The sequence below is a fragment of the Senegalimassilia anaerobia JC110 genome, assembly GCF_000236865.1.
GTDB classification, from domain to species: Bacteria; Actinomycetota; Coriobacteriia; order Coriobacteriales; family Eggerthellaceae; genus Senegalimassilia; species Senegalimassilia anaerobia.
This window is the reverse complement of the sequence record NZ_HE611015.1, coordinates 198,407-222,738: the sequence shown is the minus strand read 5'-3', so window position 1 is coordinate 222,738 and position 24,332 is coordinate 198,407. Positions and strand designations below refer to the sequence as shown.

Genomic DNA, 24,332 nt, shown 5'->3' with positions numbered 1-24,332 from the left:
TGGCGCCCAGGAAGCATGTTTGAATATTACCAGCTCGTTCTTGGTTTTTGACAGACTTATGTCACATCGAACGTACTTTGAGATGTCAATCTAGGCGCAACACGAATAAGATGTTTACCTAAGCAGAGCACAACGTTATGAAACACATGGACCCAGCTTGAACTTAGACGGTGGCGTTGTGCTTGCAGGTGTTATTTTGAAGCTCCTGTTATGCATGTGTCTCAAGCCAAGCTCAGCGCGGTTCGGGAAATATCTCCTAGCCCCATGTTGAAGTTCCTGCAGCTGTTCCTGCGCTCATATTGCCAGCAATGCTTGCGAAGTCTCCGCTTTGAAGCATCTGTTCGATTACGGGAAACATAATTACAAAGGAAACTGCGTTAAGCGTTACCGCAACCAAGCAGATAACCAATGCGGTCCGCGTGGACTTGAGCATTCCGCGAGCTATGGATGCGGTCTCGTTTGTTTTTTGAGCAAGCGAGTGCAATTTGCGATAAGCCAAAAATGCGCAAATCGCACCGATGGTTCCTAACAGCATTCCGCCTAAAAACAGGGACAAAGGGCCCGCAATAAATGCAAACATCGTTTGAGAGCGAGCTGACCTAAGCGTCTGCTCGTCTAAGGCATTCGGCTTGAACTGATTGTTTCCATCATTCGGATTAGGTTGTGTGTCCGGTTTGCCATAAGGCTCTTGATTTTCATCAAGATATGGACTGGGACGATTGTTTTGTTGATCGGCCACGTTAACTCCTAATTGCGGATTCCACTGCTGCCGAAACCCGATTCTCCTCGTTGCGATTCCGTCAATTCCTCGACCTGCTCGAAATTGATCGTAGGGATCGGCATGACGATGAGCTGTGCAATGCGGTCACCGATTTCGATGGCAAAAGAATCGTTGGGATCGTTGTTCAGTAAAATTACCTTCAGCTCACCACGATAATTGCTGTCGATAAGACCAGGTGCATTGACGATAGAAATGCCGTGTTTCGCAGCTAAGCCGCTGCGAGGTAATACAAAACCTGCATGCCCTTCAGGTAGCGCGATTGCGAGTCCTGTGGCGACCATAGCGCGTTCATGCGGTTTCAACACAATACGCTCGACGGATCTCAAGTCTACTCCCGCATCACCGTTGTATGCCGTGTGAGGGATTTGAGCATCGCGTGAGAGCATTTTAATAGGGACGCGCACGTTGTCCATAGCTACTTCAACCCCTCAAGAGCCGCAGCAAATTCCTCTACGTTTTGAAAATCTTTGTATACGCTTGCAAATCGCACGTAGGCTACATCGTCAAGCTTCGCCAATCGCACCAAAGCCATGTCGCCAAGCTCTTTAGAGCCGATTTCGCTTTTAGATGCATTGCGTAGCTCGGCTTCTATGCTATCAATCAATGCGCCCAACTGCTCAGGAGCTATCGGCCGCTTAGCGCATGCAATGAGGAGACCCCTCATGAGCTTTTGTCTGTCATAAGCTTCGGATGAACCATCGGATTTAATGATGATGAGCGGATTGTCGCCTAAGCGCTCATACGTAGTGAACCTTCGACCGCATTGGAGGCATTCCCGCCTGCGGCGGATGCTGCTACCATCATCAGACGGACGGGAATCAACTACTTTGGATTCTAAGTTTCCGCATGCCGGGCATTTCATACAATCGCACTCCTTCGTTCGATGATATGTAGCCTAACATACAAGATATAGCGGTATATACATTGTTACAAAAGAGTGCACCAAATCGTGACACAAGATATTGCCCTTAGCGGAAGTGCGGATCGGCGTGAATCACAAAATGCCAGCGATGATGGTAAGCAACGCGAACAAGGTGATTGCGCCGGCGGTTTGAGCTGGAGTTGCGCGAGGTCCTGCTTGATATGGCTGACGGGAGTCGCCACTTTGCCTTATGCGCGCGTTACTGCGTCGAGACTCGTCGGCAGGATGAGAGGATGATATATCGTCGATCTGCCGGGCGCTATACTCAGATCCGGGAAATTGAATGATATGCGCAGATGAAACGCGTGCATCTAGCTTTAGCGCCGCTGTGCCGCTAATTGCCGAACGAGAATCACGGTGTTGCATATTTCCTCCCCTTTGCTCTTGCGTAGAACCTTTGTTCGCATATATAATAGAGCGAACAAAGGTTCATGTCAACAGAAAACAAACGGATGTTCGTTATAGTTCACCTCGAAAGGACAGCCCATGACCGACAAGATCACTAAGCGCCAGCAGGCGGTGCTCGACGTCATCGAGCAATACATCCGCGAAAAAGGCTTTGGTCCCACTGTTCGCGAGGTGTGTCAGGCTTTGGGGCTCTCCTCTCCTTCCACCGTGCATGTTCACTTGAAGGCGCTTGAGGAGAAGGGCCTTATCAAGCGCGATGCGCTGAAATCGCGGTCGATAGCGCTTACCTACCCGCTTGACCATACCGAAGATGCTACGAATATCGTTCACGCTCAGTTTGACGATATCGTGTCCGTGCCATTGGTCGGGGACGTTGCGGCTGGAGTCCCCATCCTTGCCGAGCAGAACATCACCAACACTATGTCGTTGCCTATCGAAATCGTTGGCGATGCACCTTCTTTCATGCTGTCTGTGCATGGGGAAAGCATGATTGAGGCGGGTATCAACGACGGCGATTACGTCGTGGTTAAAGAGCAGCCGGTTGCAAACAATGGGGACATCGTTGTTGCGATCATCGACGATGGGGCTACGGTTAAGCGCTTCTACAAAGAGCAAGATCATATTCGACTGCAGCCAGAAAACTCTTCCATGGATCCCATCATCACCACTGATTGTTCCATTGCCGGCAAGGTTGTTGCCGTGTTCCGCCGTTTATAATGAAACTCTACGGGGGTAGTTACTCAAGCTAGAACACGTGATCTGTGATTGAGCTAGCCATTCAAGTTGTAATGCTCGCAATATGAACTTGTTCAGGCACCTTTGCTCGTGCAATCTGGTAGTGTCGGAACAGTTGGTACAAGCCGCTCTGATGACGCGGAAGATTGTGTATGCGATATAGCTACATGGGGCATGTGTATTTGGGTCGCCGATATCGTACGAACCGCTATGAGAGTTGAATAATGCCCGCATAAAACCTAAATACGGCCCGAATGTAGCATGCGCGCATTCGGGCCGTTGACTACCCGGGCACGAAGATGTCCGCCTGAAATTGCAAAACGTCTTTTCTGCCGGGCTTATAAGTTGTGGGCTGTCGATTTATTGCTTGGCATCGCTCAATGATCCGAATTCATCTACATATGCTTTTGGTACTAACATAGTCAGATGAGTCCCAGTTTCGATATGCTCTTCGGTCAAGATCCTGCAACGCTCGTGAGCCTTCGATACCAAATCACCGCGTTGGTACGGAACGACTACATCAAGGTGCGTGTCTTGAGCGGATGCTACATGAGCGATCCTGTCGACAAGCTGATCTATTCCCTCTCCTGTTTCTGCCGATACGAGCAGCGCATCATAGCGATTGGCCAATGCTTCCTGTTGCTCGATCGTCAGTAAGTCGCACTTATTAAAAACCAGCACCCTGGGTAAGGTTTGCGCATTGATCTGCTCTAAGACTTCTTCAACTGCCACTATCTGTTCTTCAAATTCGTCAGAAGAGGCATCAACTACATGCAATATTAAATTCGAGCCGGTGATTTCATCCAGCGTAGATTTAAATGCTTCAACCAAGGTGGTCGGTAGCTTCTGAATGAAGCCGACCGTATCGGTTAGCGTGATTTCGCGTCCTTCGGGCAGTTCGTATTTCCTTGTAGTGGAGTCGAGCGTGGCAAATAATTTGTCGTATGCAAGGACATCAGCATTGGTGAGCCGATTGAGCAAACTTGATTTACCAGCATTGGTATACCCTGCGAGCGAGACCTTGAACATCCCGCTTTCGTATCTGCTTTCTCGTTGAACGGCTCGAACTTCAGCCAAATGTGCAAGTTCGCGTTTGATGGTGGTGATACGCTTGCGAACCAATCGACGGTCAACTTCAAGCTGGCTTTCGCCTTCGCCGAATCGGCTGCCTACGCCACCGCCCATGCGGTTTGAGGCTAAATGCGACCACATACCACGAAGTCGGGGGAGCAGATATTGGTTCTGAGCAAGACGAACTTGCAAACGTCCTTCTTTGGTTGTTGCGTGAAGTGCGAAAATATCTAAGATCAAAGCGGTGCGATCGATGACTTTCAAGTCGCGATCAACAGACTTTTCCAGATTTGATTGCTGTGATGGTGTTAACTCGTCATCGAAAATGATCAAATCTGCTCCAGTTGATCGGCAAAGACGGGAGATCTCTTCCACTTTGCCGCTGCCCACAAAAGTTCTGGGATTTGGAGAATCAAGCTTTTGTGTTGTAACGGCAACCGTATCCGCTCCTGCGGTATCCGCTAATCGCTCAAGCTCCGCTAAAGAAGACGAGATATTCCAACGCATGCCGGGTCGTTCGACGCCAACAAGCACGGCCTTTTCCCGCTTCTCTTCAACAGTTGTTTTCGCACCCTTAATTAAGACCGATTGATATTCCGACATCGGTAATCCTCTCCGGTGGGTTCAAGCTGAAATGCGTACATAGGAATGGATTACGGCTTGTGCTTGATGTGGCCCCCAAAATAAAAACAAGCGCAGGTGCATTCCTGCGCTTGTCGATAGTAGCATAAGCCGTCCGATTACGAGCGGCTACAACTCAACGGTACCCTGGAAGGCTTCCGTGGCAGGACCCGTCATCATAACGTGATCATCGGCATCCCACTTGATATGAAGCGTACCGCCGCGCAATATGACATCGTTCTCCCTGGAAGCGCGTCCAGTCAAAGCTGCTGCGACGTTAGTGGCGCAAGCCCCGGTGCCGCAGGCAAGCGTCTCACCGCAACCGCGTTCGAATACGCGCATTTCAATGGCGTCATTGCCGACATGGGCGAATTCGACATTGGTTTTCTCGGGGAACACTAAATGGCTTTCGTAGTATGCACCGATTCGATTCAGATCCAGCTTTGCGAGACATTTATCGCTCGCGCTTACGAACAGTTCATCGGGCAGTGTGCTGAAATCATCGATGAAGCAGATAGCATGCGGATTCCCCATAGAGACGCACGTGAAGGCAAACGCCCCCCAAGGAGATTCGATAGCACTGTCTTTCACGAAACCCGTCTCGTCATCGGTGAGGGCGTTTGCAGGCAAGTCAACCGGTACATTTTGCGGTTCGAGAACAGGATGACCCATATCAACGGTGGCAAAGGTCAACTTGTCGTGTTTGTCCACCTCAAAGCTGATCGGCTTCGGACCCGCCAACGTGTCGGCCACGAAGGAGCCATCGCTTGCAAGCACGAACCCGCGGTCTACGAGGTACTTTGCAAAGCAACGAACACCATTGCCGCACATTTGCGCAAGCGTGCCATCTGCGTTAATGTAGTGCATATATGCAGCACACTCGGAGCGTTTCGAAGGGCGCACCATAATCACGCCATCCGCGCCGATACCGAAATGACGATCGCACAGCAAGGCGACTTGCTCCTGCGTCAACTCGATATCTCTCGAAAAATCATCGATGAAAACGAAGTCATTGCCAAGACCATGAAGCTTAACAAAATCCAATTCCATGAGGTTTTACGCACGCTCCTTTAACAAGGGTAAATACGATTTACAGTGTATCAATCAAGGATATTGCTTCATCTGCAAGCGCATCGGTATCCCCCGAATCTGCGCAAAGCCAATGAATCCGCAAGTCTTTTCTAAACCACGTGCGCTGACGTTTGGCGTATCGGCAAGTGGACACCTTTATGGATTCGATTGCCTCTTCCATGCTGGTGCGGCCATCAAGTGCAGCGACTATCTCTTTGTACCCGATCGCCTGTGGCGCAGTGATTCCATCACGGAAGCCGGATGCAAGCAAAGTTTCCACTTCTTGGATAAGTCCATTGGCTACCATGGAGTCAACACGTGCTCGGATGCGTGCGCGTAAAACATCGGGGTCTACCGCTAAACCGATGAACATTGCGGGGACCCATTGCGGTAAGGATTGGAGCCGTTGTTTTTGAATCGCGTAGCTATCTCCCGTTTCTAGCAGCTCAAAAGCACGAACCACTCGTTTGATATCTGCTGGAGGTATTAACTGCGCACTCTCTGGGTCACGTTGGTGCAGTTCACTCCACAACCGTTTGGGGCCATATTCTGCGGCGAATGCATTCCAGTGATTTCGGATCGGATTATCGATTTGCTCGCCATCGGGGAACTCATAGGCATCGATGGCTGCGCGGACGTAAAAGCCGGTACCGCCAGCTAGAATGCTGCGCTTGCCCTTAGATTCGATTTCCACGAAGCTTTCCCGCGCATACGCTTGAAACAATGCCGCGGAGAACGGCTCACCAGGATTCACCAAATCGAAGCCATAATGAGGTACCAGTCGTTCGCTTTCGGGAAGTTTGCCTGTTCCGATATCCATGCCGCGGTACACCTGCATGGAGTCGGCGCTTACCACTTCCCCGTCCAAACGCGTTGCGATGAGTTGCGCGACATCGGTTTTCCCCGATGCAGTAGGGCCTACCACGCAAATCACGGGCTGCGAGAGGGCTGCCGCCGCCGCATTCACGGTTGCAGCAGCCTTTGAGGCGTTATTCAACGATATCGCCGGCCAAATACCAGGTTTTTGCTTCGTTGATTCGAACGTTGACGATGCTTCCAGCCAGTTGTTCGGGTGTTTTGCCGGCAGGAACCGGCGCATGTACCGTTTGGTTCTTCGGGCTTTTACCTGCAATAAGCAATTCGTCGCGCTTTGATGAGCCCTCCACCAAAACCGGGATGGTTGCTCCCAGGTCAAGCTGGTTTTTCTCGAAAGCATGAGCCTGAACGATATCGACCAGGCAATCGAACCGTTTCTGAATCACCTCATGAGGGGTGTTATCCTCCATGCTCGCAGCAGGAGTCCCCTCTCGCTTGGAGTAAATAAAGGTGAATACCTGATGATATCCGATCTCATCGACCAGACGAGCTGTGTCCATGAAGTCTTTTTCGGTTTCGCCTGGGAATCCTACGATAATGTCGGTGGACAAGGCGATATCCGGGCAAGCATCGCGCAATTTGCTGACAAGCTGTCGATAATGCGCCGAGGTATAGCGACGGTTCATCAGCTGCAAAATACGATCCGAGCCGGATTGCGCCGGGAGATGCAGTGCCGGCATAAGCGAACGCAGCGAGCCGAACTGCGCGATAACCTCGTCGGACAGATCTTTAGGATGGCTGGTGGCGAAGCGCAGGCGCTCGACACCCGTCTCGTCAAGAGCTTTGAGAATTTGAGCGAAACGAGGGCTGCCATACAGGTCGCGACCATAAGAGTTGACGTTTTGACCGAGCAGCGTGATCTCCTTCACACCGGCTGCCACATAACGTTCCGCTTCGACGACGATGTCTTCGATTGGGCGCGATTTCTCCCGGCCGCGCACGTAAGGAACGATGCAATACGTGCAGAAGTTATTGCATCCAATGGTAATAGGCAGCCACGCAGCCCACGAATGTTCACGGCTTGTCGGAAGTTCGGTCGGGAAGGAGGAAGAAGCATCGAGAACCTCAACCTGATGACCGCCTTCTTCTATAGCAGCTTGAAGAAGGTGCGGTAGAGATGCCAGATTGTGCGTGCCGAAGACCACATCAAGATGAGGGAGCTTTTTCGTCAGCTCATCGCCATCGCGCTGGCCGATGCAGCCACCTACTGCAACGATTCTCTTGCTCAGCGGGGATCCGCTTCTCACGGGGATGTTCTTCAACGATGCAACCTGACCGTACAAACGAGTATCTGCCGCTTCGCGCACGCAGCACGTCATGTAAATCAGGATATCGGCTTCCTCCACGGTGTCGACCATAAGGCCACCGAGGCCTTCGAGCATGCCCGCAATACGTTCGGAGTCATGCTTGTTCATCTGGCATCCGAAGGTGCGGACGCAAAAAGTCATATTCATGAATGGAGTATGCATAAGGATACAGTTCCGATCGAATCGAGAATAGCAGCGCTATGTGAAATGAAGTTACTCGCCAAGAGCGGAATCGGCGATTGGCGTGCCGTGCGTATATCGAGGCTCTACGGCAAAGCGAATGGCCGTGCGATATTCGCCATCGATCACGATGTCGGCAAATGAAGGGATGCAGGCGATTTCGATGCCGATAGGCGACAAGAATCCTCGAGAGATGGCAATCGCCTTCACGGCTTGATTCACGGCACCGGCGCCGACAGCTTGGATCTCAACGCCAACACCGTCTTTCACCATGCCGGCAATGGCGCCTGCCACTGATGCGGGGGAAGATTTTGAGGAAACTTTCAGGCACCCTGATTCCGGGGCTTGTTGTTCGGCATTCATGCATTCACCTTTTCGTGTTCTGTTTGACGTGTGTTTCGGCGTAATTAAATGCAAGCTAAATTGTAGCTATAACGAAATCTGTCCGCAACATGATGTGGAGGGCCTGCGCTAAGACTGCATGAGCACAGGTATGGTAATGCGAATGGCGTCCTTGCTCACTCTGATGTGAGGCTCGATGTTCGCGTCGAGATAATACGCATCGGCCAGTTCTGCGTATGCCTGCGAAATCTGGCGAGCGAAACGGGCGGCATCTTCGTCTGCAAGCTTCAATCCTTTTGCATGTCGGGACGTAGCGTTGGCGGTCTTTCCTTGGGATTCGGCCCCTTCCCTTTCGAGCGCGTGGGTCGTTTGAAATCCATCGATTTTGATTTTTGCCAGCAATGGGGATAAGGGAGCGATTTGCCCATCGAGGATACGACGCGCAGAACGTTCGGACATTAACAGCCCAAGCGATTCGGCGGTTTGATGAAAAGCTGACAGACTCGAACATGCCGACAAGCGTTTACATATCGGCAATCGGGAATCGTTTTTACCGGAAAGCCTGTCTTCCGCGGAAAGCTTGCCAAGCCCGAAAGCATACAACGTGGCCGCGATATCCGTTGAAGATCCGATGAACACATTGACTGCGGCCCGAGATTCAATGGCAAATTCACACGCAGTTCGTAGGATATTCTTCGGACCGCGCACCGCTACCGTCCCCGCTTCGTTGAGCTCAAACGTCGGAAAGCTGGATTGGTCGGTTTTCTCTGGGAGTTTATTAAGATCCGTTTGAATGACGAATGCCGACCCGAGGCCCGAATCCGATGCCGAAATTGTTGCAGATTCGGCGTTTACCGCGATGGAATACAAAGCCATGCCGCGGCCGTGAACACCCCACTTGTCCATGTGCATTGAATCAAGTTTTGAGGTGACGCGCGGTTCGAACACCGTTCGCTGTAGATGCTTCGGAACGCCGTCTCCGTCGTCGATCATGACGATTCGCCTGGTTGACCCTTCGCGAGTACAAGCTACGAAAATGTTCGACGCGTGAGCATCGCGAGCATTTCGAAGCATTTCGATGATGATGTCCTCAGAAGATCGAATGTCCTGCGCCGCTTGTCGACGCTCCGCTTCCGAGCTGCGTAAACGAACGAAGCCACCTCCGAGATCGGTTTCGACTCGAAGGTGGCCTTCTCCGCAAACGTCTTCGATAAACGAGGCAAGGTTGCCGTCGCCCATAGTTGACGCCTTTCGTTATTTTGCGATACCGATAGCTCGGCTTTCGCGGATGACAACGACTTTCACCTGGCCGGGATACTGCATCTCGTCTTCAATGCGCTTGGCGATATCATGAGCCAAAACGGTGGTCTGAGCCTCGTCGACCAGTTCAGGCTGCACCATGACGCGAACCTCGCGGCCAGCCTGGATTGCGTACGTGCGCTCAACGCCCTTGTAGGAGTTAGCGATTTCCTCAAGCTTTTCCAGACGCTTGATGTAGGCGTCCAGAGTTTCCTTACGAGCACCGGGACGTGCCGCGGAAACGGCATCGGCGGCTTGCACAAGCACGTCGAGGACGCTATTGGGCTCGACATCGTTATGATGTGCCTCGATCGCATGCACGATGGACGGCTTTTCGCCGAATCGACGGGCAAGATCGGCACCGATGACCGCATGGCTACCCTCGACTTCGTGGTCGACGGCCTTCCCAAGGTCATGGAGGAGACCCGCACGCTTTGCCGGAACAGGGTCAAGGCCAAGCTCGGACGCCATGACTCCGGACAGGTACGCAACTTCCAGCGAGTGGTTAAGCACGTTTTGCCCATACGAGGTACGGTAGCGCAAACGTCCAAGCGTACGCACGAGCTCGGGATGTAGATCATGGATTCCGGTATCGAATGCAGCCTGATCGCCGGCCTCCTGCACGCGTTGGTTCACAAGCTTCTCGGCCTTGCCGAACATTTCCTCGATACGCGCGGGATGGATGCGACCATCTGCGATGAGGTTTTCCATGGTCACGCGACCGATTTCGCGACGCACCGGATCGAAGCAGGAGATGGTGACGCATTCCGGCGTGTCATCGATGATGAGGTTGGTGCCGGTAAGCTGTTCGAAGGAACGGATATTGCGACCTTCGCGACCGATGATGCGACCCTTCAGGTCATCAGAAGGGATATGGATCGCAGAAACGGTGGTTTCCGCCGTATGATCCGCAGCAACGCGCTGGATGGCAAGGCTGAGGATGGAACGAGCTTTCTTATCCGCCTCCGCCTTGGTACGGGCTTCGGAATCGCGGATGATAGCAGCGGACTGATGCGCAACCTCATCTTTGAGCGTATCGAGCAGTTCGGTCTTTGCTTCGTCGGCGGTCATGCCCGCGACTTGCTGCAAACGAATACCAATTTGCTCTTCGGATTCATCGAGATCGCGCTGACGGCGGTCGAGCTGGCCTTGCATGGATGAGATCTGATGCTCTCGGGAGTCCAGAGACTTCTCACGCGTGTCCAGCGACTCAACGCGGCGATCAAGAGACTCTTCGCGCTGATTGACGCGCTGCTCTGCAGCGCGCACCTCCTTCAAGCGCTCCTTGTTCTCTGCCTGGGCCTCCTGGCGAAGTCGCAATGCTTCGTCCTTGGCTTCGACAACCGCTTCGCGACGCAAAGTTTCCGCCTGGCGTTTTGCGTCTTCGACAACGGTATGGGCTTCGTCGGCAGCGCGCTGGGCCGTGGATTTGGCAACGAATTTATTGATGACGAAACCGGCGGCGATGCCGACGACGGCGCCAACGATAAGCCAAATGATGGATTCCATGCTTGTCCCCCTTTCGAGTTTGGACGGGTACTGTGGGTTTCATAGGTTCCATTGCATAAAAAATCCCGGCATAACCGGGCATGAGCGTACGTGCGCAACGACTGGACGTATACATTTGTTTATATATTCCAACAGTGCCGTATAAGGCACGATAGCTCAGGCTTGCTTTTCATGATAAAGGTTCTCTTTCAAATGGAAAAGAGCAAGTGAACAAAAAAGCCGGTTCTACAGGAGGAACCGGCTTTTTGATTTGAAGATATCGAAATTTAACAGGTTTCGGGGGTGTTGCAACCATGCTGCTCGGCGAATATTCGGGCAGCCGATGCCGCTACACTCGATTCATAGCCTTTCTGCACGAGCTTTCGATATGCGGCTTCACGAATTCGTTTGGCTTTCGGCGGTTTAGCGGCAAGCAGACTCAACGCTCGGGCTAGCTCATCAGGACCTGAATCACGGAACAGCGCTTCCTGATATGCTGGCACGGTTTGGGGATCTATGTCTGCCTGTTCAAGCTCAAACGCAATGCCTCGAAGCCCCTTTCCCTGAGAAAGCCTGCTTCGAACCAAAACATCGGCGTAGCGCTCATCGCTCACAAGCCCGCAGTTGATTGCCCGTTGCACAGCCTCGGAAGCGATACGGTCGTCATAGCCGCTTGACAACAGCCGCTTATGCAGCAGGGCGCTAGCATGTTCACGGATGCACAGCAATCGCTGGATCTTCGCAAATGCCGAATCTGCTTGATCGCGATCTGCATCCGATTGCTTCGACCGTTCGATGAATCGCCCATCGTTTTCAGAACCGCCAACCATCGGACACCCAGCAGGCCAAGACACTGACTTTTGCTGGATTTCGCTGATAGCATCTTCCCTACACTCCAGCTTGTCGGGGCACAATGGGTTGCCTTCGCATTGACGGGGATGAGTACCAGACCGCCCATTCGTATCCGAACCTGCCTCGATGGCTTTGATTCGTGCGCGCAAATCCGCAATGCTTTGCATCCTTGCATCATGCATGGCTATTTCTTGCCCTTAGGTTTCGCTACAGGATTGACGGCGTCGAAGTCTTCCTGCTCTTTCGTGATGATCGGAATGTCGAACGCTTCTCGAACCTTCGTTTCCAGTTCCTCTCGCAGATCGGGGTTTTCTTTCAGAGTATGCTTTGCTGCTTCGCGTCCTTGTCCTAGGCGCTCTTCGCCGTACGTGTACCAAGTGCCGGATTTCTTAGCGACTCCAGCCTCAACCGCCATATCGACGATGCATCCCTCTCGCGAAATGCCCTCACCGTACATAAGATCGAACTCCGCTTGACGAAACGGCGGCGCAACCTTGTTCTTGACGACCTTGGCGCGAACACGGTTTCCAACGATCTCACCATCGCGTTTGATAGAGTCGATGCGACGTACGTCGATTCGAACGCTGGAGAAGAACTTCAGAGCACGACCGCCGGTTGTGGTTTCGGGGTTGCCGAACATCACGCCGATTTTCTCGCGCAGCTGATTGATGAAGATGCACGTGGTATTGGATTTGGAAAGCGAACCCGCAAGTTTTCGAAGCGCTTGGGACATGAGCCGTGCTTGCAGACCGACGGTGGTATCGCCGATTTCGCCCTCGATTTCGGCTCGGGGAACCAATGCCGCGACGGAGTCGATGACGACGCAATCTATTGCCCCCGATCGGACGAGCATATCGCAGATTTCAAGCGCTTGCTCTCCGAAGTCGGGCTGGGAGATGAGCACGTCATCGATATCCACGCCCAAACGGGCTGCATAGACCGGGTCGAGCGCATGTTCCGCGTCGATGAACGCCACGACACCGCCGAGCGCTTGCGCCTCGGCAAGGATTTGCAGCGCCAAAGTGGTTTTGCCGCTGGACTCAGGTCCGTACACCTCGATGATTCGACCCCTCGGAACGCCGCCGATCCCCAGCGCTGCATCAAGTGGCAATGCGCCGGTGGGTATAGCGCCGATGTTCAGGTCATGGCCGCCATCACCGTATTTCATGATGGAGCCTTTGCCGAACTTAGATTCGATTTGGTCGGTTGTGACCTTGAGCATCTTGGTTTTTTCTTCGTTCATGCGCTGGTTACCCTTCCTTTGCGCTGCTTTGCAACGCTATTGATTATACGAACGCTTGTTTCATAGTCAAGTACCAAATACAAACATCGGTACGACTTATCACCATCATAGTTCTAGCTTTTTGCACAACCCTTGCCCGAAATACCGAACAGGTTCACCTGAACCTTGCACGGTTGTCCGGTGAACCTGTTCGATTGGTTACTGTTATCGACGCTTCCGTGCATGGCTTGCGCCGGTGCACGGAAAGGAACTAAGCCTAGCTTGCTGACTGCTGTCGTCCGCACACCGCCGCATCAATCATACGCAGGGCTTCAAAGGTGGTTTGCATGCGAACCTGGTTGCGATTTCCCTCGAAATGTTTACGTTGAGCCGTGATGCCGGTGTCGCTTGCGCAGGCCAAGCAGACGGTCCCGACAGGCTTTCCCGGTTCCGCCCCGGACGGGCCCGCAATGCCGGTGACGGCAACGGCTACGTTGCAGGTCAGGCCCTTGCACGCGCCCTGCGCCATATGGCGAGCAACTTGCGTGCTAACTACGCCGAATTCATTGATAACCGACTCAGGCACATCGAGGACATCTGATTTCACTCCGGTTGCGTAACTGGCGATCCCGCCGCGAACAACGGCGGAGCTTCCGGAAACCGAAGTCAACGCAGCGCTAATCATACCGCCGGTAAGGCTTTCGGCGGTGCCGATGGTGATGCCCCGTTCGCTGGCATGCGAAATTACCTGAGCCGCAAGATGCTCGATATCTGCGGCTCGTACGCCGACGTTCGTCTCTTCGATGTTTTCGCTTTGCTCGCTTTCGGCCTTCTGCTTGCGCTTTGCTCGCTTAGAAGGCCCCAACCCGATAAGTTCGCGTGCCTTTGAAATGTAATCGAGCATCGACACGACCGTGAGCAGCAAGGCGATCGCCATGACGATCCAACTGATAACCCACATCACATCCGAAAACGCCTCGACAAGCGTGCCCATCATGTAGCTGTCCTTGATGGTGAACAGCACGATGGCGATCATCTGGAAAACCGTCTTGAACTTGCCGTACCAACTAGCGGAGATGACGGTACCCTTGCTGGCCGCCACCATGCGCACGCCCGAGACGATGAATTCACGCGCAACGATGATGAGCGCGACCCAGCTGGGAAGCGATCCGAGCTCGATCAATGCCAAGAGGGCCGCCATGACCAGGATTTTATCGGCAAGCGGATCCATGAACTTGCCGAAGTCGGTGACTTCGCCACGGCTTCGCGCCAAATAGCCATCAAGCCAGTCCGTGCAAGATATCAGCACGAAGATGGCGGCAGCGATGAGGCTTTTGGAGTGTTCTGCCAAATCAGGCAGATGGAACCACTGCGGCCAAGGGCTCAAGAGCACGACGACGAACACGGGGACCAAGCATATGCGGATGAGCGTGACGATGTTGGCCGGCGTCCATAATTTTGCAGCAACTTGCGGCGCGGCTTCCACTTGCAGCTTGTGCATGGGCTATTCGCCTTCCATTTCGTACAGCAGCGTATCGGTTATGGTGACTTGGACAATATTGCCCGGTTCGCCGTTGTCGACATAGGTTACGCCATCGACCTCAGGAGCTTGGCACATTGCGCGACCGAACAGCTGGCCGTCCTCTTCCCTGCCCTCGATGAGCACGTTCATGGCTTTTCCGACACGTGCAGCTACAAGCGGCGTGCAAACATCGTCCGCAAGGTCACGCAACCGTTGCGCGCGATACGCCTTCTCGTCGTCGTCGACCTGGTCGGGCAGATCGTATGCTCGGGTTCCCTCTTCGCGCGAGTACGCGAACACGCCGATGTAATCGAAAAAACCCTCTTCGACGAAATCGCAAAGCTCGTCGAAATCTTCTTCCGTTTCCCCGGGAAAGCCCGCGATAAGCGTTGTGCGCAGCGTTACCTCGGGGACGATTCGGCGAATACGCTCCACCAGCGACTCGTACTCCTCGCGCGAACCCTTGCGATGCATGGCCTTCAGGATGCTCGGCTGAACATGCTGAAGGGGGATGTCGAAATAGGAGCAGATGTTGTCGTGCTCGGCAGCGGTATGCAACAACTCGTCGGTAATCCCCTCGGGCTGGATGTACATGACGCGGAACCAGGTATCGGCGAATTCGTCCGCAAGCGTTCCCACAAGCCATGCCAAGCTTGACTCATCCTCGAAATCCTGACCCCAACGGCCTGTATCCTGGGCGATGAGGACGATTTCCTTAACGCCTTCTGAAACGCGATCGGCCACATCCGCACGAACGGTTTCGTAGTCGAAACTGTGATACCTGCCTCGAATGTATGGAATGGTGCAGTAAGAACAGAAGCGATCGCATCCATCCGAGATCTTCACGTAGGCTGAAACGGCGCGCGAGCCGTTGATGGCGACCGCACCCTCGGGCACGGCTCCTAGCATGGCTGCCTTCATGCGCTCAAGGCGCGCCTGATCGATGCCAAGCGCTTGTGCGATGACCTGAACGATATCGTCTTCCTTGCTGCACGGGACGAATGCGGAAGCTTCGGAAAGCTCGGATTCCAGATCCTGCCCGTAACGGGCGGGCATGCAGCCGGCGACGATCAGCGCAGCGCCAGCAGTCACATTGGGCATACCGGCAACTTCGAAGATGGCCTCAAGACTTTCCTCGGTAGCGCTTTGGATAAACGAGCAGGTGTTCACCACCACGGCATCGGCAGCCTCTGGGTCTAGTTCGATCGCGAAGCCGCAACGGGTAAGCTGCGATTGCATGCGCTGGGTATCTACCTCGTTTTTCGCGCAGCCCATGGTGACGAACGCGACGCGAGGGCTCTCGATTTCAAACACGTTTTCGGTTTCCACGGAAATCCTTAGCGGTAGTTGACGTACTGGAGCGGCTGGCCGTAATCCTGGCCCTTCAAGAAAGCGATAACCTCTTGAAGCGCGTCACGGGAGGCGGAGGAAACACGCAGCTTATCGCCTTCGATGGTGACCTTCACCTTAAGTTTTTGCGCCTTGATATCCTTGTTGATCTTGCCGGCCGTTTCCTTGTCGATGCCTTCGACGATGGTTGCAGTCTGACGCACGCTCTGACCGGTTGCCGCTTGGGGGTCGCCCCATTTGACGGCGGCCAGATCGATGCCTCGCTTGATGAGCTTGCTGCCCATGATATCGATGACCTGGCGTGCAACGAAATCGGCGGGAGCCGCCACTGTGATGGTCTTCTTCTGCTTGTCGAGCGACAGCTCGGCGCCGGAGCCTTTCAGGTCGTAGCGCTGCGTCAGCTCTTTCTTCGCTTGCTGATATGCATTGTCGATTTCCTGCATGTCGACGGTGGACACTACATCGAAGCTAGATTCCTTGGCCATGATGTTCGCCTTTCCACTAATAAGATGAATACGTTGATGACGAGTTTTGGGCTCCCGTCGTGCTAGACCCGGTACCGCTCGTCGTGGTCGAACCGGTGCCCGTCGATGTCGTCGAGGAACCGACGGACGAATCCGTGCCGGTAACCGACTGCGACGAGATACCGCTTGATGTTGAATTCGAACTCGATGAGGTAGACCCGGTGCTGCCCGACGAGGTGCTGGAGCTATCAAGCCCATCGACCTTCACATCAGGATGGTCTTTCGCCCAAGAAGCAAGGTAATCCTTGAAGTTCACCGTAGCAGTGGGCATTCCCGTGGTCGCATCGCTGGTGAAATCGACCTGTTTGCCGTCCATGGTCACGGTGAATCCGGAGGAAACCCAGGTTGCCAAGCTCCACGTGCCGGAGACGTCGACCGTTTCATCCCACGGCCCGGTGAGCATCTGCTCGGTCGCCTGCCCATCCTGCGTGATGACGACGTAAGCCTGTTGGCCCTTGGCCAGCTTATACTCTACTTTCACGCTCGTGGGTACGGTTGTCGTCGAGGATGCCTTGGATTCCGAATCGTTGCCGTTATCGCCGCTGTTGCTGTTGTTATTGGAATTGTCCTGGCTCACGCCGCTGCCATCCGCCGAAGTGTCGGTGACGCCGGTAATGGGGACCTTCGCCACATCCTGCGTGGAGGCCGCACCGCGGTTTCCGAATGCAAGCGCCACAATGATCACGAGCAGCAGCAAGATTATCACGATGACGGCTACATAAGGCAGCCTTGCCTGCATACCCCTGCCGGCATTGTTCTGCGAACCGGAATAGAAATTGGTGAACTGCGTGGTGACGGCGCCGCCGAAATGGTTGGAACGACGGCTTTCGCTCTCTGCACGTGCTGCACGCGAAGCAAGCGACTCGCGATATTCTCGTTGCGGCTGCTGCTCGCGACGCGGCATACGCTGTGTGCCCTGGCGTTGACCTCGCTGGGTACGCTGCGAACGACGACCATCGCCGGAACGATCTTCGCTATAGCGCGATGAGCGCTGCGAACCTTGCCCACGACCATCATGTCGCCCGTCGCCGCGCGAAACCGACCTACGACCGGAAACATGCGCCGGCGAATCGGATTCGCCGCGGGTGCGTCCAACCTGATAGGCGTATGCATCGTCGAGATACATACGCGTGATGTCGGCGGGGTTGAGCCCAACCAATTTCGCATATGCGTTCACCATGTTGCGCGTATAGCCGCGCGCAGGCAAGCGGGAAAAATCATTGTTCTCGAGGGCGCGGAGGATGTCGGGGCGGATGCGCAGCCGACGAGCGGCCGACTGCACGTCGTAGCCCTTCCGCTCGCGCGCTTCGCGCAATACGGTGCCGAATGAAACCTGGCCCATGCCTTCTCCTTATTGATTGTCGCCGTCATGTTGCTCGAACGCTTTGAGCGTTTCAAGCTCCATGGCATCGACGAGCACTTCTCTGGGCTTGCTGCCGTTCGGAGGACCGACGACGCCCTTATCTTCCAACATATCCATTATACGCCCGGCGCGGGAGTATCCCACTTTGAGGCGGCGCTGGATATTGGACGTGGAACCCAAACCGCTGGACACCACCAACTCGGCCGCCTCCCAGATGAGCGGATCATCGTCGGCGCACGTGCCGCCGCTGGCATCCGATGGGCATGATCCCAACGTGATTAGATTGGTGGATAAGATCTCGGAATGATACTCTGGCTCGCCCTGACTGCGCAACTTCTCCACAACCGCATTGATCTCATCTTCGGACACGTAGCAGCCCTGGATACGCATAGGCTTTGCATACTCCGGTTTGCTTAGGAGCAGGTCGCCGAGGCCGATGAGGTTTTCTGCGCCCGGTGTATCCAAGATGACGCGGCTGTCGATGCCGCTTGCCACGTTGAAGGCGATGCGGTTGGTGATGTTGGCCTTGATGAGGCCCGTGACCACGTTGGTCGAAGGACGCTGGGTGGCGACGATCAAGTGGATGCCGGCAGCGCGAGCCAGCTGGGCGATGCGGCTGATGGAGAACTCCACCTCCTTGCCGACGTTCATCATAAGGTCGGCAAGCTCATCGATGATGATGACGATATAGGGCAGTTCGTCGCCTAACTCGTTTTCGGGTAGATCTTCCCCTGCTTCCTGCGCGGCCTTCGCTTCGGCCTGCGCCGACTGCACCTTGGCATTGTACTGGCCGATGTTGCGCGCGCCCACCTTCGAGAACACCTTCAAACGACGTTCCATTTCCGCAACGCCCCAGCTCAGAGCGCTTGCTGCCTCCTTGGGTTCGGTGACAACGGGAACATACAGGTGCGGAATGCCGTTGTAGGGCGTGAACTCGACGCGTTTGGGGTCGATCATGATGAAGCGCACCTCGGACGGGGTCGCCCGCATAAGGATCGACATGATCATGGCGTTGATGGACACAGATTTGCCCGAACCGGTGGTGCCGCCGATAAGCAGATGTGGCATTTTCGCGAGGTCGGAAACGATGCAGTGGCCCTCGACGTCCTTGCCGATGGCGATCTGCAACGGACCAGGGGCCGCATCCTTGATGACGTCGCCGAGCAATACCGTCTGGCGGGTTCGATTAGGCACCTCGATGCCGACATAATTGGTACCGGGAATGGGCGCGAAGATGCGCACGCCGGGCGCGGCGAGCGCCAGCGCGATATCGTCTTCAAGCGCGGTAACGCGGCTGACGCGCACACCTGCCGGAAGATCTACTTTGAACAAGGTGACCGTCGGACCTGCAACCCAGCCCACCACCTTGGCCATGATGTTGAAGTCTTCAAGCGTTTCCTGCAGGCAAGCACCGGTTTCCTGCAGCTCCGAATCGGTTGCCAGATCCTTTTCGGGATCGGTGGACGTGGCAAGAAGATCGAATGGCGGAAGCTCGAAACCCTGCTCGGGGCGCGGGGTGGCAACCGGCGTAGCGGCTTTCGAGGGCTTTTTCGGCATAGCCGGAGCAGCAGCAGCGCGCTCGATAGGCTTACGGCGGCCCAGTTTACGCGTGATGGTTTCAGGCGCCTTGCTTGCGTCTTCGCGGGAAGCACCATCATCGGAAGATGCGACTGCGCTGCCATGTCGGCGATTCGAAGCCGCAGGCTGCTTGAGCATTTGGGTTTTAGCGGTTTCAAGCTCAGCGAGCTCGGGTTCATCGACGGCTTTCGCCTTCGGACGGGAAACCCTGGCGAACGCGGGTGCCGGTACCACGCCGTGCTCCCGCTCCTCTGCTTCTTCACGAGCTGCAGCCAGCGCGCGCAACTTGTCAACGATACTGGATACAGAGAAGCCGATGACGATCAACCCGGCGATTGCAAGGCCGAACAGCACGATAGCCGATATCACCTTGCCGAACAACGTCAGGCCGCACCACGCGATGCCCGCACCGATATAGCCGCCGCGAGCGGAAAGCTGATCGGCCAAGAAAAGATTGTCCGTAGCATCAGGGGTAGTTTCAGGCGTGAACAGCGCCAACAGGGAAAGCACCGCGACGAACAGCATGGCCAAACCCACCGATGCTCGCAGGGGGATGCCTTCTTTGTCGATGCGCACAAGGCAACTTGCCCCGATGGCCACCAAGAAAAACGGCAGGAGGTACGCGCCGATGCCCAAGCACAGATGCAACAGCTGGGACACGAACGAGGTGATGAGCGCATCGGTCGGAACGACGGCCGCAACGAACAGCACAATACCTAGCAGCGTCACGGCAACGCCGGTGATATCGCGCTTGGTGCGCTCATCGAAAATCTGCGGCTTAGCAGGCGCCGGGGCCGCCTGTTTGGCAGCACGCTTCTGCGCTGGGCTTGCGGCTTTGGATTTGCCGGTGGCCTTTTTAGATGAGGTTGATTTGTTCGAAGCAGTTCGGGCCACGCCCTCCCCTTTCGTGCTAAAGCGTTTCAGCAGTTGTGCGAGCAAGCGAGCACCTGCGCGCAATGCAACGCAGGTGCTCGTGAACAGATTCTTGTGTGCGGCGATGCTAGATGTCCAGCAGGTTCACCACCGTCATGGGACGGGTTTTCGTGCGCTCCCAAAGCAGGGACAGCAGAGCGTCTCGGGCGGCCTTCTTGAGCTCCTTACCCGAAGCACCCTTTGACAACGCCCTGGTCAACGCGTTTTTGACGCACTTCTCGCACTCCTGGACCAGATAGCCATCGTCTCCGCCGGTGATGCCGTGCATCTCGACCTGAACATTGCCGGCAACGGCCTTCTTGCGGCCGGAAACCGCCGCCGCAATGGCAGCGAAGCCCTGAGCGGACAGCGCCGTGCGCTCTTCGAGCACCTGCTCGGAAGTATCGCCGACCGACAGGCCGTCGACCAAAACGATGCCGGACTGAACGAACTCGCCATGCTTGACGCCCTTCGTGGACAGCTCCAGGCTCTCACCGTTTTCGCAGATGAACACGTTTTCAGCAGGAACGCCAACGGCTTCAGCCAAACGTGCGTGAGCGCGAAGATGCGTGGCCTCGCCATGCACCGGCATGAACGCCTTGGGCTGTACGATGGTCAGCATGATCTTCAGTTCCTCTGCCGATGCATGACCGGACACATGCACGCGGGCGCGAGACTTGTCGTATACATCGGCACCGATCTTGGCCAACGAGTTGACCACCTTCGTGACGGCTTTTTCGTTGCCGGGAACCGGCGTTGCCGAGATGATGACGGTGTCTCCCGCTTCCATATCGATGGTCTTATGCTCGCCTGCTGCGATACGGGCCAATGCCGACAGCGGCTCGCCTTGGCTACCCGTGCACATGATGACCACCTGCTCAGGCGGGATGCCCTTCAGGTCGTACGCATCGATGATGTCCTGGTCGGAGATCTTCAAATATCCCAGCTTGCGAGCGATATCGGTGTTCTGCACCATGGAGCGGCCGGTGACGACCACCTTGCGCCCGTTTGCCACGGCGGCATCGCAGATCTGCTGCAGGCGATGGATATGGCTGGCGAACGACGCGATGATGACGCGGCCCTTTGCCTGCGCGATGATGCGCTGAAGCTCCTTGCCGACTTCCGCCTCGCTGGGCGTGAAGTTGGGGTTGGTGGCGTTCGTGGAATCCGACATCATCAAGTCAACGCCCTCTTCGGCGAAGCGTGCAAGAGCGCCGAAATCGGTGTGAACGCCGTCGATGGGGGTTTGATCAAGCTTGAAGTCTCCCGTGTGCAGCACGTTGCCTGCGGGGCTGCGGAAAAAGACGCCCACGGCACCAGGGATGGAGTGGTTCACGGCGAAGAACTCGGCCGTGATGCAGCCCAGGTTCACCTTGTCTCCCGGTTTGATTTCCACAAGCTTGGCGTTTTTGATTCGGTGCTCCTTGAACTTGCCTTCGATCAGGCCCAAGGTCATCTTCGTGCCGTAAATGGGCACCTGACGATCCAGGTCCTTGATTAGATAAGGCAAGGAACCCGTATGGTCCTCATGGCCGTGCGTGATCACGATGCCGCGCAACTTATCGGCGTGCTGGAGCACATAGGTGTAATCCGGAAGGATAAGATCCACGCCGGGATGATTGTCGTCGGGAAACATGAGGCCGGCATCGTCGAGCACCATGTCGCCCTTGCACTCGAACACGGTCATGTTCTTGCCGATGGCGTCAAGGCCGCCGAGCGGGATGATCTTCAGCGTTGCTCCGCGGTCTTTTTTCGAGGAGTCGAAGGAGCGCTTACGAGAGCGCGGACGCTTACGACCCTGATCGGCGTTGCCCTCTTTCGTGAGCTTAGGGCGCTCAAGGTCAAGCTTGACATGCTTGACCGTCTGCGTGCTTTTGCCGCTGTTCTCAGGGCGCACACCACCGTTGCGCTTCGAGCGCTGTTCGTTTTGATCCATGTATTGATTTCCTTACTGCCAACATACAGCAGGGCCGCATGGATTGAAGCGGCCCTGCTGCGTATCCTGGCTACAGGACGCCAACCTCGCGCATAGTGCGCTCAAGCTCGGCGGACTGCTCGGCAGTGGCATTGACCAGAGGCAGGCGAACTCCGCCTACCGGGAAACCGGCCAATTTCAGTGCTTCTTTTACCAGGATGGGGTTCGCTGTCTTGAACAGCCCTTCCATGAGGGGCATGAGGCGTTCGTTTGCGGCAGCGGCTTCTTCCCACTTGCCGGCCGCGCACAGCTCCACGATCTCCTTCATTCGAGCAGGAGCAACGTTTCCGATGGTGGAGATGACGCCCACGCCACCCAGTTTCATAATGTCATAGGTTGCCGAATCGTCACCGGAATATACGCAGAAGCCCTCAGGCGCGCCTTCCACAATGGCTTTCACCTGTTCAAAGCTTCCGGAAGCCTCCTTGATGGCAACCACGTTATCCAGATCATGCGCGAGACGCAGCGAGGTTTCCGCGGTCATGTTCACCGCGCAACGCCCCGGGATGTTGTACAGGATGATCGGCAGTTCCACCGAACGCGCGATGGTGTTGAAATGCTGATACAAACCCTCTTGCGGAGGCTTGTTGTAGTACGGCACCACGCACATGAAGCCGTCGACGCCGAGCTTTGCCACATCGCTTGCGAAGCCGACCGTATCCGCCGTGCAGTTATCGCCGACGTTGGCGATAACCGGGATGCGGCCATCGACTGCAGCGACCACGGCTTTGAACAGCTCGATCTTGTCCGGATAGAACACAGTGGGAGATTCACCCGTGGTGCCGTTGATGATAAGGGAGTCGGCGCCGCCCTTTACCAAACGGTCAGCAAGCTCCTGAGCACGATCGAGATCGAGATCGAGATTGTCCTTCATGGGCGTGACCATGGCCGGGATCATGCGGCCGAAACGAGGATTTCCCATCGTTGGCACCTTTCTGTACAAGCACGGTTCGACACCATGCACCTGAATCGCATAATGCAACTTCGCCATATTATGCCACGGCACCCCGAGGGGCGCCGTGAAGTCATTAAATTGTCACGCTCAAGAAACAATTGTTGCCGGCAAGGTGGTAATTCTCGCCATAAGCGGCAACGGGCTAGCTTTGCGTACTGCTATTCCATGAAGTTCTCAAGGCCGACGATAAGGCCCTGTCGGTCGCCGACGCTTCGGATGCCCAGCAGCACGCCGGGCATATACGAAGTGCGATCCCACGAATCGTGGCGGATGGTAAGGGTCTGGCCCATGGAGCCGAACACCACTTCCTGGCTTGCCACATAGCCCATGGAGCGGACCGAGTGCACGGGCACGCCTTCCACCAACGCGCCGCGGGCTCCCTCGCAACCTGCGATCTCGGTTTCCTTGCCAGGCGCGGCACTTTGACGGCCATCGCGGGCCTCGGAGATGATCTGCGCCGTGCGCACGGCGGTTCCGGAGGGGGCATCCTTCTTGTTGCAGTGGTGGAACTCAAGCACTTCCGCTTCAGGGAAGAACGGAGCGGCGGCTTTTGCGAACTGCATCATGAGCACGGCGCCGGTGGTGAAGTTCGGAGCGTAGAAAAGGCACGTTCCCTCGGGGGCGAGGGCGGCAAGCTCCTCGAGCTTGTCGTTGGCAAGACCCGTGGTGCCCACCACGCAATCGATGCCCGCCGCAAGGGCGACGCGCAGGTTGCCCTCGACGACGGAAGGCTGCGTGAAATCGACGAGCACATCGAAGCCGCCGGCATGCACGGCTTGTTCGACCGTTTCATACACTGCGAACACCTTCGAAGAGCCATGCGGGTCGATTCCGCAGGTCACCTGCATGTCATCGGCTGCGGTGACGGCATCGACCACGGCTGAACCCATGCGTCCGGCAAAACCGGAAACGGCAACGTTGATCATGTTGGATCTCCTTCTTAGAAAAGATGGCGGCCTGAGGCGGCCGCCATCGCTA

At 55.4% G+C, this 24,332-nt stretch carries 21 protein-coding genes; 1 reads left to right on the top strand and 20 read right to left on the bottom strand.

Features of this window, described 5'->3' with window-relative positions; translation table 11 throughout:
• Positions 1 to 256 precede the first annotated feature (256 nt).
• The 3 genes from SFHG_RS10595 to nrdR are packed head-to-tail and all read right to left on the bottom strand — an operon-like array spanning position 257 to position 1,643.
• Complete coding sequence (locus SFHG_RS10595; protein ID WP_148514753.1) at positions 257 to 739, bottom strand: hypothetical protein; 483 nt, start codon at positions 737 to 739, stop codon at positions 257 to 259.
• 8 nt (positions 740 to 747) lie between these two features.
• Positions 748 to 1,194 (bottom strand): dUTP diphosphatase, encoded by a 447-nt coding sequence (dut, locus tag SFHG_RS04290; protein ID WP_042434205.1) that lies wholly within the window; start codon positions 1,192 to 1,194, stop codon positions 748 to 750.
• A 2-nt stretch (positions 1,195 to 1,196) separates the two neighbouring features.
• Positions 1,197 to 1,643 (bottom strand): transcriptional regulator NrdR, encoded by a 447-nt coding sequence (gene nrdR / locus SFHG_RS04285; RefSeq protein WP_042434204.1) that lies wholly within the window; start codon positions 1,641 to 1,643, stop codon positions 1,197 to 1,199.
• Positions 1,644 to 2,189: 546 nt separating this feature from the next.
• Here nrdR and lexA point away from each other — a divergent pair.
• Complete coding sequence (lexA, locus tag SFHG_RS04280; protein WP_042434202.1) at positions 2,190 to 2,828, top strand: transcriptional repressor LexA; 639 nt, start codon at positions 2,190 to 2,192, stop codon at positions 2,826 to 2,828.
• Between the two features lie 378 nt (positions 2,829 to 3,206).
• Here lexA and hflX read toward each other — a convergent pair whose 3' ends face one another.
• From hflX to dapB, 17 genes are all read right to left on the bottom strand, one after another.
• Complete coding sequence (hflX, locus tag SFHG_RS04275; RefSeq protein WP_042434200.1) at positions 3,207 to 4,520, bottom strand: GTPase HflX; 1,314 nt, start codon at positions 4,518 to 4,520, stop codon at positions 3,207 to 3,209.
• 147 nt (positions 4,521 to 4,667) lie between these two features.
• Positions 4,668 to 5,588, bottom strand: coding sequence for a diaminopimelate epimerase (gene dapF / locus SFHG_RS04270; protein ID WP_042434196.1), 921 nt, complete (start codon positions 5,586 to 5,588; stop codon positions 4,668 to 4,670).
• Between the two features lie 40 nt (positions 5,589 to 5,628).
• Complete coding sequence (miaA, locus tag SFHG_RS04265; RefSeq protein ID WP_202898087.1) at positions 5,629 to 6,606, bottom strand: tRNA (adenosine(37)-N6)-dimethylallyltransferase MiaA; 978 nt, start codon at positions 6,604 to 6,606, stop codon at positions 5,629 to 5,631.
• Positions 6,599 to 7,933 carry a tRNA (N6-isopentenyl adenosine(37)-C2)-methylthiotransferase MiaB gene (gene miaB, locus SFHG_RS04260; protein WP_316244717.1) on the bottom strand — a complete coding sequence of 445 codons (1,335 nt, stop codon included), beginning with the start codon at positions 7,931 to 7,933 and terminating at the stop codon, positions 6,599 to 6,601. The genes miaA and miaB overlap by 8 nt, the downstream gene beginning before the upstream one ends.
• Positions 7,934 to 8,005: 72 nt before the next feature.
• Entirely contained in the window at positions 8,006 to 8,335 is a 330-nt protein-coding gene (locus SFHG_RS04255; protein WP_042434188.1) for a stage V sporulation protein S, read from the bottom strand.
• Positions 8,336 to 8,443: 108 nt separating this feature from the next.
• Positions 8,444 to 9,553 carry an ATP-binding protein gene (locus tag SFHG_RS04250; RefSeq protein WP_042434185.1) on the bottom strand — a complete coding sequence of 370 codons (1,110 nt, stop codon included), beginning with the start codon at positions 9,551 to 9,553 and terminating at the stop codon, positions 8,444 to 8,446.
• Between the two features lie 15 nt (positions 9,554 to 9,568).
• Positions 9,569 to 11,122, bottom strand: a complete 1,554-nt coding sequence (rny, locus tag SFHG_RS04245) for a ribonuclease Y (protein ID WP_042434182.1) — start codon at positions 11,120 to 11,122, stop codon at positions 9,569 to 9,571.
• A 266-nt stretch (positions 11,123 to 11,388) separates the two neighbouring features.
• Positions 11,389 to 12,135 carry a regulatory protein RecX gene (locus SFHG_RS04240; RefSeq protein WP_042434178.1) on the bottom strand — a complete coding sequence of 249 codons (747 nt, stop codon included), beginning with the start codon at positions 12,133 to 12,135 and terminating at the stop codon, positions 11,389 to 11,391.
• Positions 12,136 to 12,137: 2 nt separating this feature from the next.
• Positions 12,138 to 13,196, bottom strand: coding sequence for a recombinase RecA (gene recA / locus SFHG_RS04235; protein WP_042434175.1), 1,059 nt, complete (start codon positions 13,194 to 13,196; stop codon positions 12,138 to 12,140).
• A 256-nt stretch (positions 13,197 to 13,452) separates the two neighbouring features.
• On the bottom strand, positions 13,453 to 14,676 hold the full coding sequence (gene pgsA, locus SFHG_RS11105; protein ID WP_042434173.1) for a CDP-diacylglycerol--glycerol-3-phosphate 3-phosphatidyltransferase: 1,224 nt from the start codon (positions 14,674 to 14,676) through the stop codon (positions 13,453 to 13,455).
• A 3-nt stretch (positions 14,677 to 14,679) separates the two neighbouring features.
• On the bottom strand, positions 14,680 to 16,026 hold the full coding sequence (rimO, locus tag SFHG_RS04225; RefSeq protein ID WP_052297799.1) for a 30S ribosomal protein S12 methylthiotransferase RimO: 1,347 nt from the start codon (positions 16,024 to 16,026) through the stop codon (positions 14,680 to 14,682).
• A gap of 8 nt (positions 16,027 to 16,034) precedes the next feature.
• On the bottom strand, positions 16,035 to 16,532 hold the full coding sequence (locus tag SFHG_RS04220) for a YajQ family cyclic di-GMP-binding protein (protein ID WP_042434170.1): 498 nt from the start codon (positions 16,530 to 16,532) through the stop codon (positions 16,035 to 16,037).
• A gap of 16 nt (positions 16,533 to 16,548) precedes the next feature.
• Positions 16,549 to 17,913 (bottom strand): helix-turn-helix domain-containing protein, encoded by a 1,365-nt coding sequence (locus SFHG_RS04215; RefSeq protein WP_052297798.1) that lies wholly within the window; start codon positions 17,911 to 17,913, stop codon positions 16,549 to 16,551.
• A gap of 9 nt (positions 17,914 to 17,922) precedes the next feature.
• Positions 17,923 to 20,406: an FtsK/SpoIIIE family DNA translocase gene (locus SFHG_RS04210; protein ID WP_042434167.1), complete on the bottom strand. Its 2,484-nt coding sequence runs from the start codon at positions 20,404 to 20,406 to the stop codon at positions 17,923 to 17,925.
• A gap of 106 nt (positions 20,407 to 20,512) precedes the next feature.
• Entirely contained in the window at positions 20,513 to 22,360 is a 1,848-nt protein-coding gene (locus SFHG_RS04205) for a ribonuclease J (protein ID WP_081468928.1), read from the bottom strand.
• 70 nt (positions 22,361 to 22,430) lie between these two features.
• Positions 22,431 to 23,321 carry a 4-hydroxy-tetrahydrodipicolinate synthase gene (dapA, locus tag SFHG_RS04200; RefSeq protein ID WP_042434164.1) on the bottom strand — a complete coding sequence of 297 codons (891 nt, stop codon included), beginning with the start codon at positions 23,319 to 23,321 and terminating at the stop codon, positions 22,431 to 22,433.
• A gap of 191 nt (positions 23,322 to 23,512) precedes the next feature.
• A complete protein-coding gene (gene dapB / locus SFHG_RS04195) occupies positions 23,513 to 24,280 on the bottom strand; it encodes a 4-hydroxy-tetrahydrodipicolinate reductase (RefSeq protein ID WP_042434162.1) in 768 nt (255 codons plus the stop codon).
• Positions 24,281 to 24,332 lie beyond the last annotated feature (52 nt).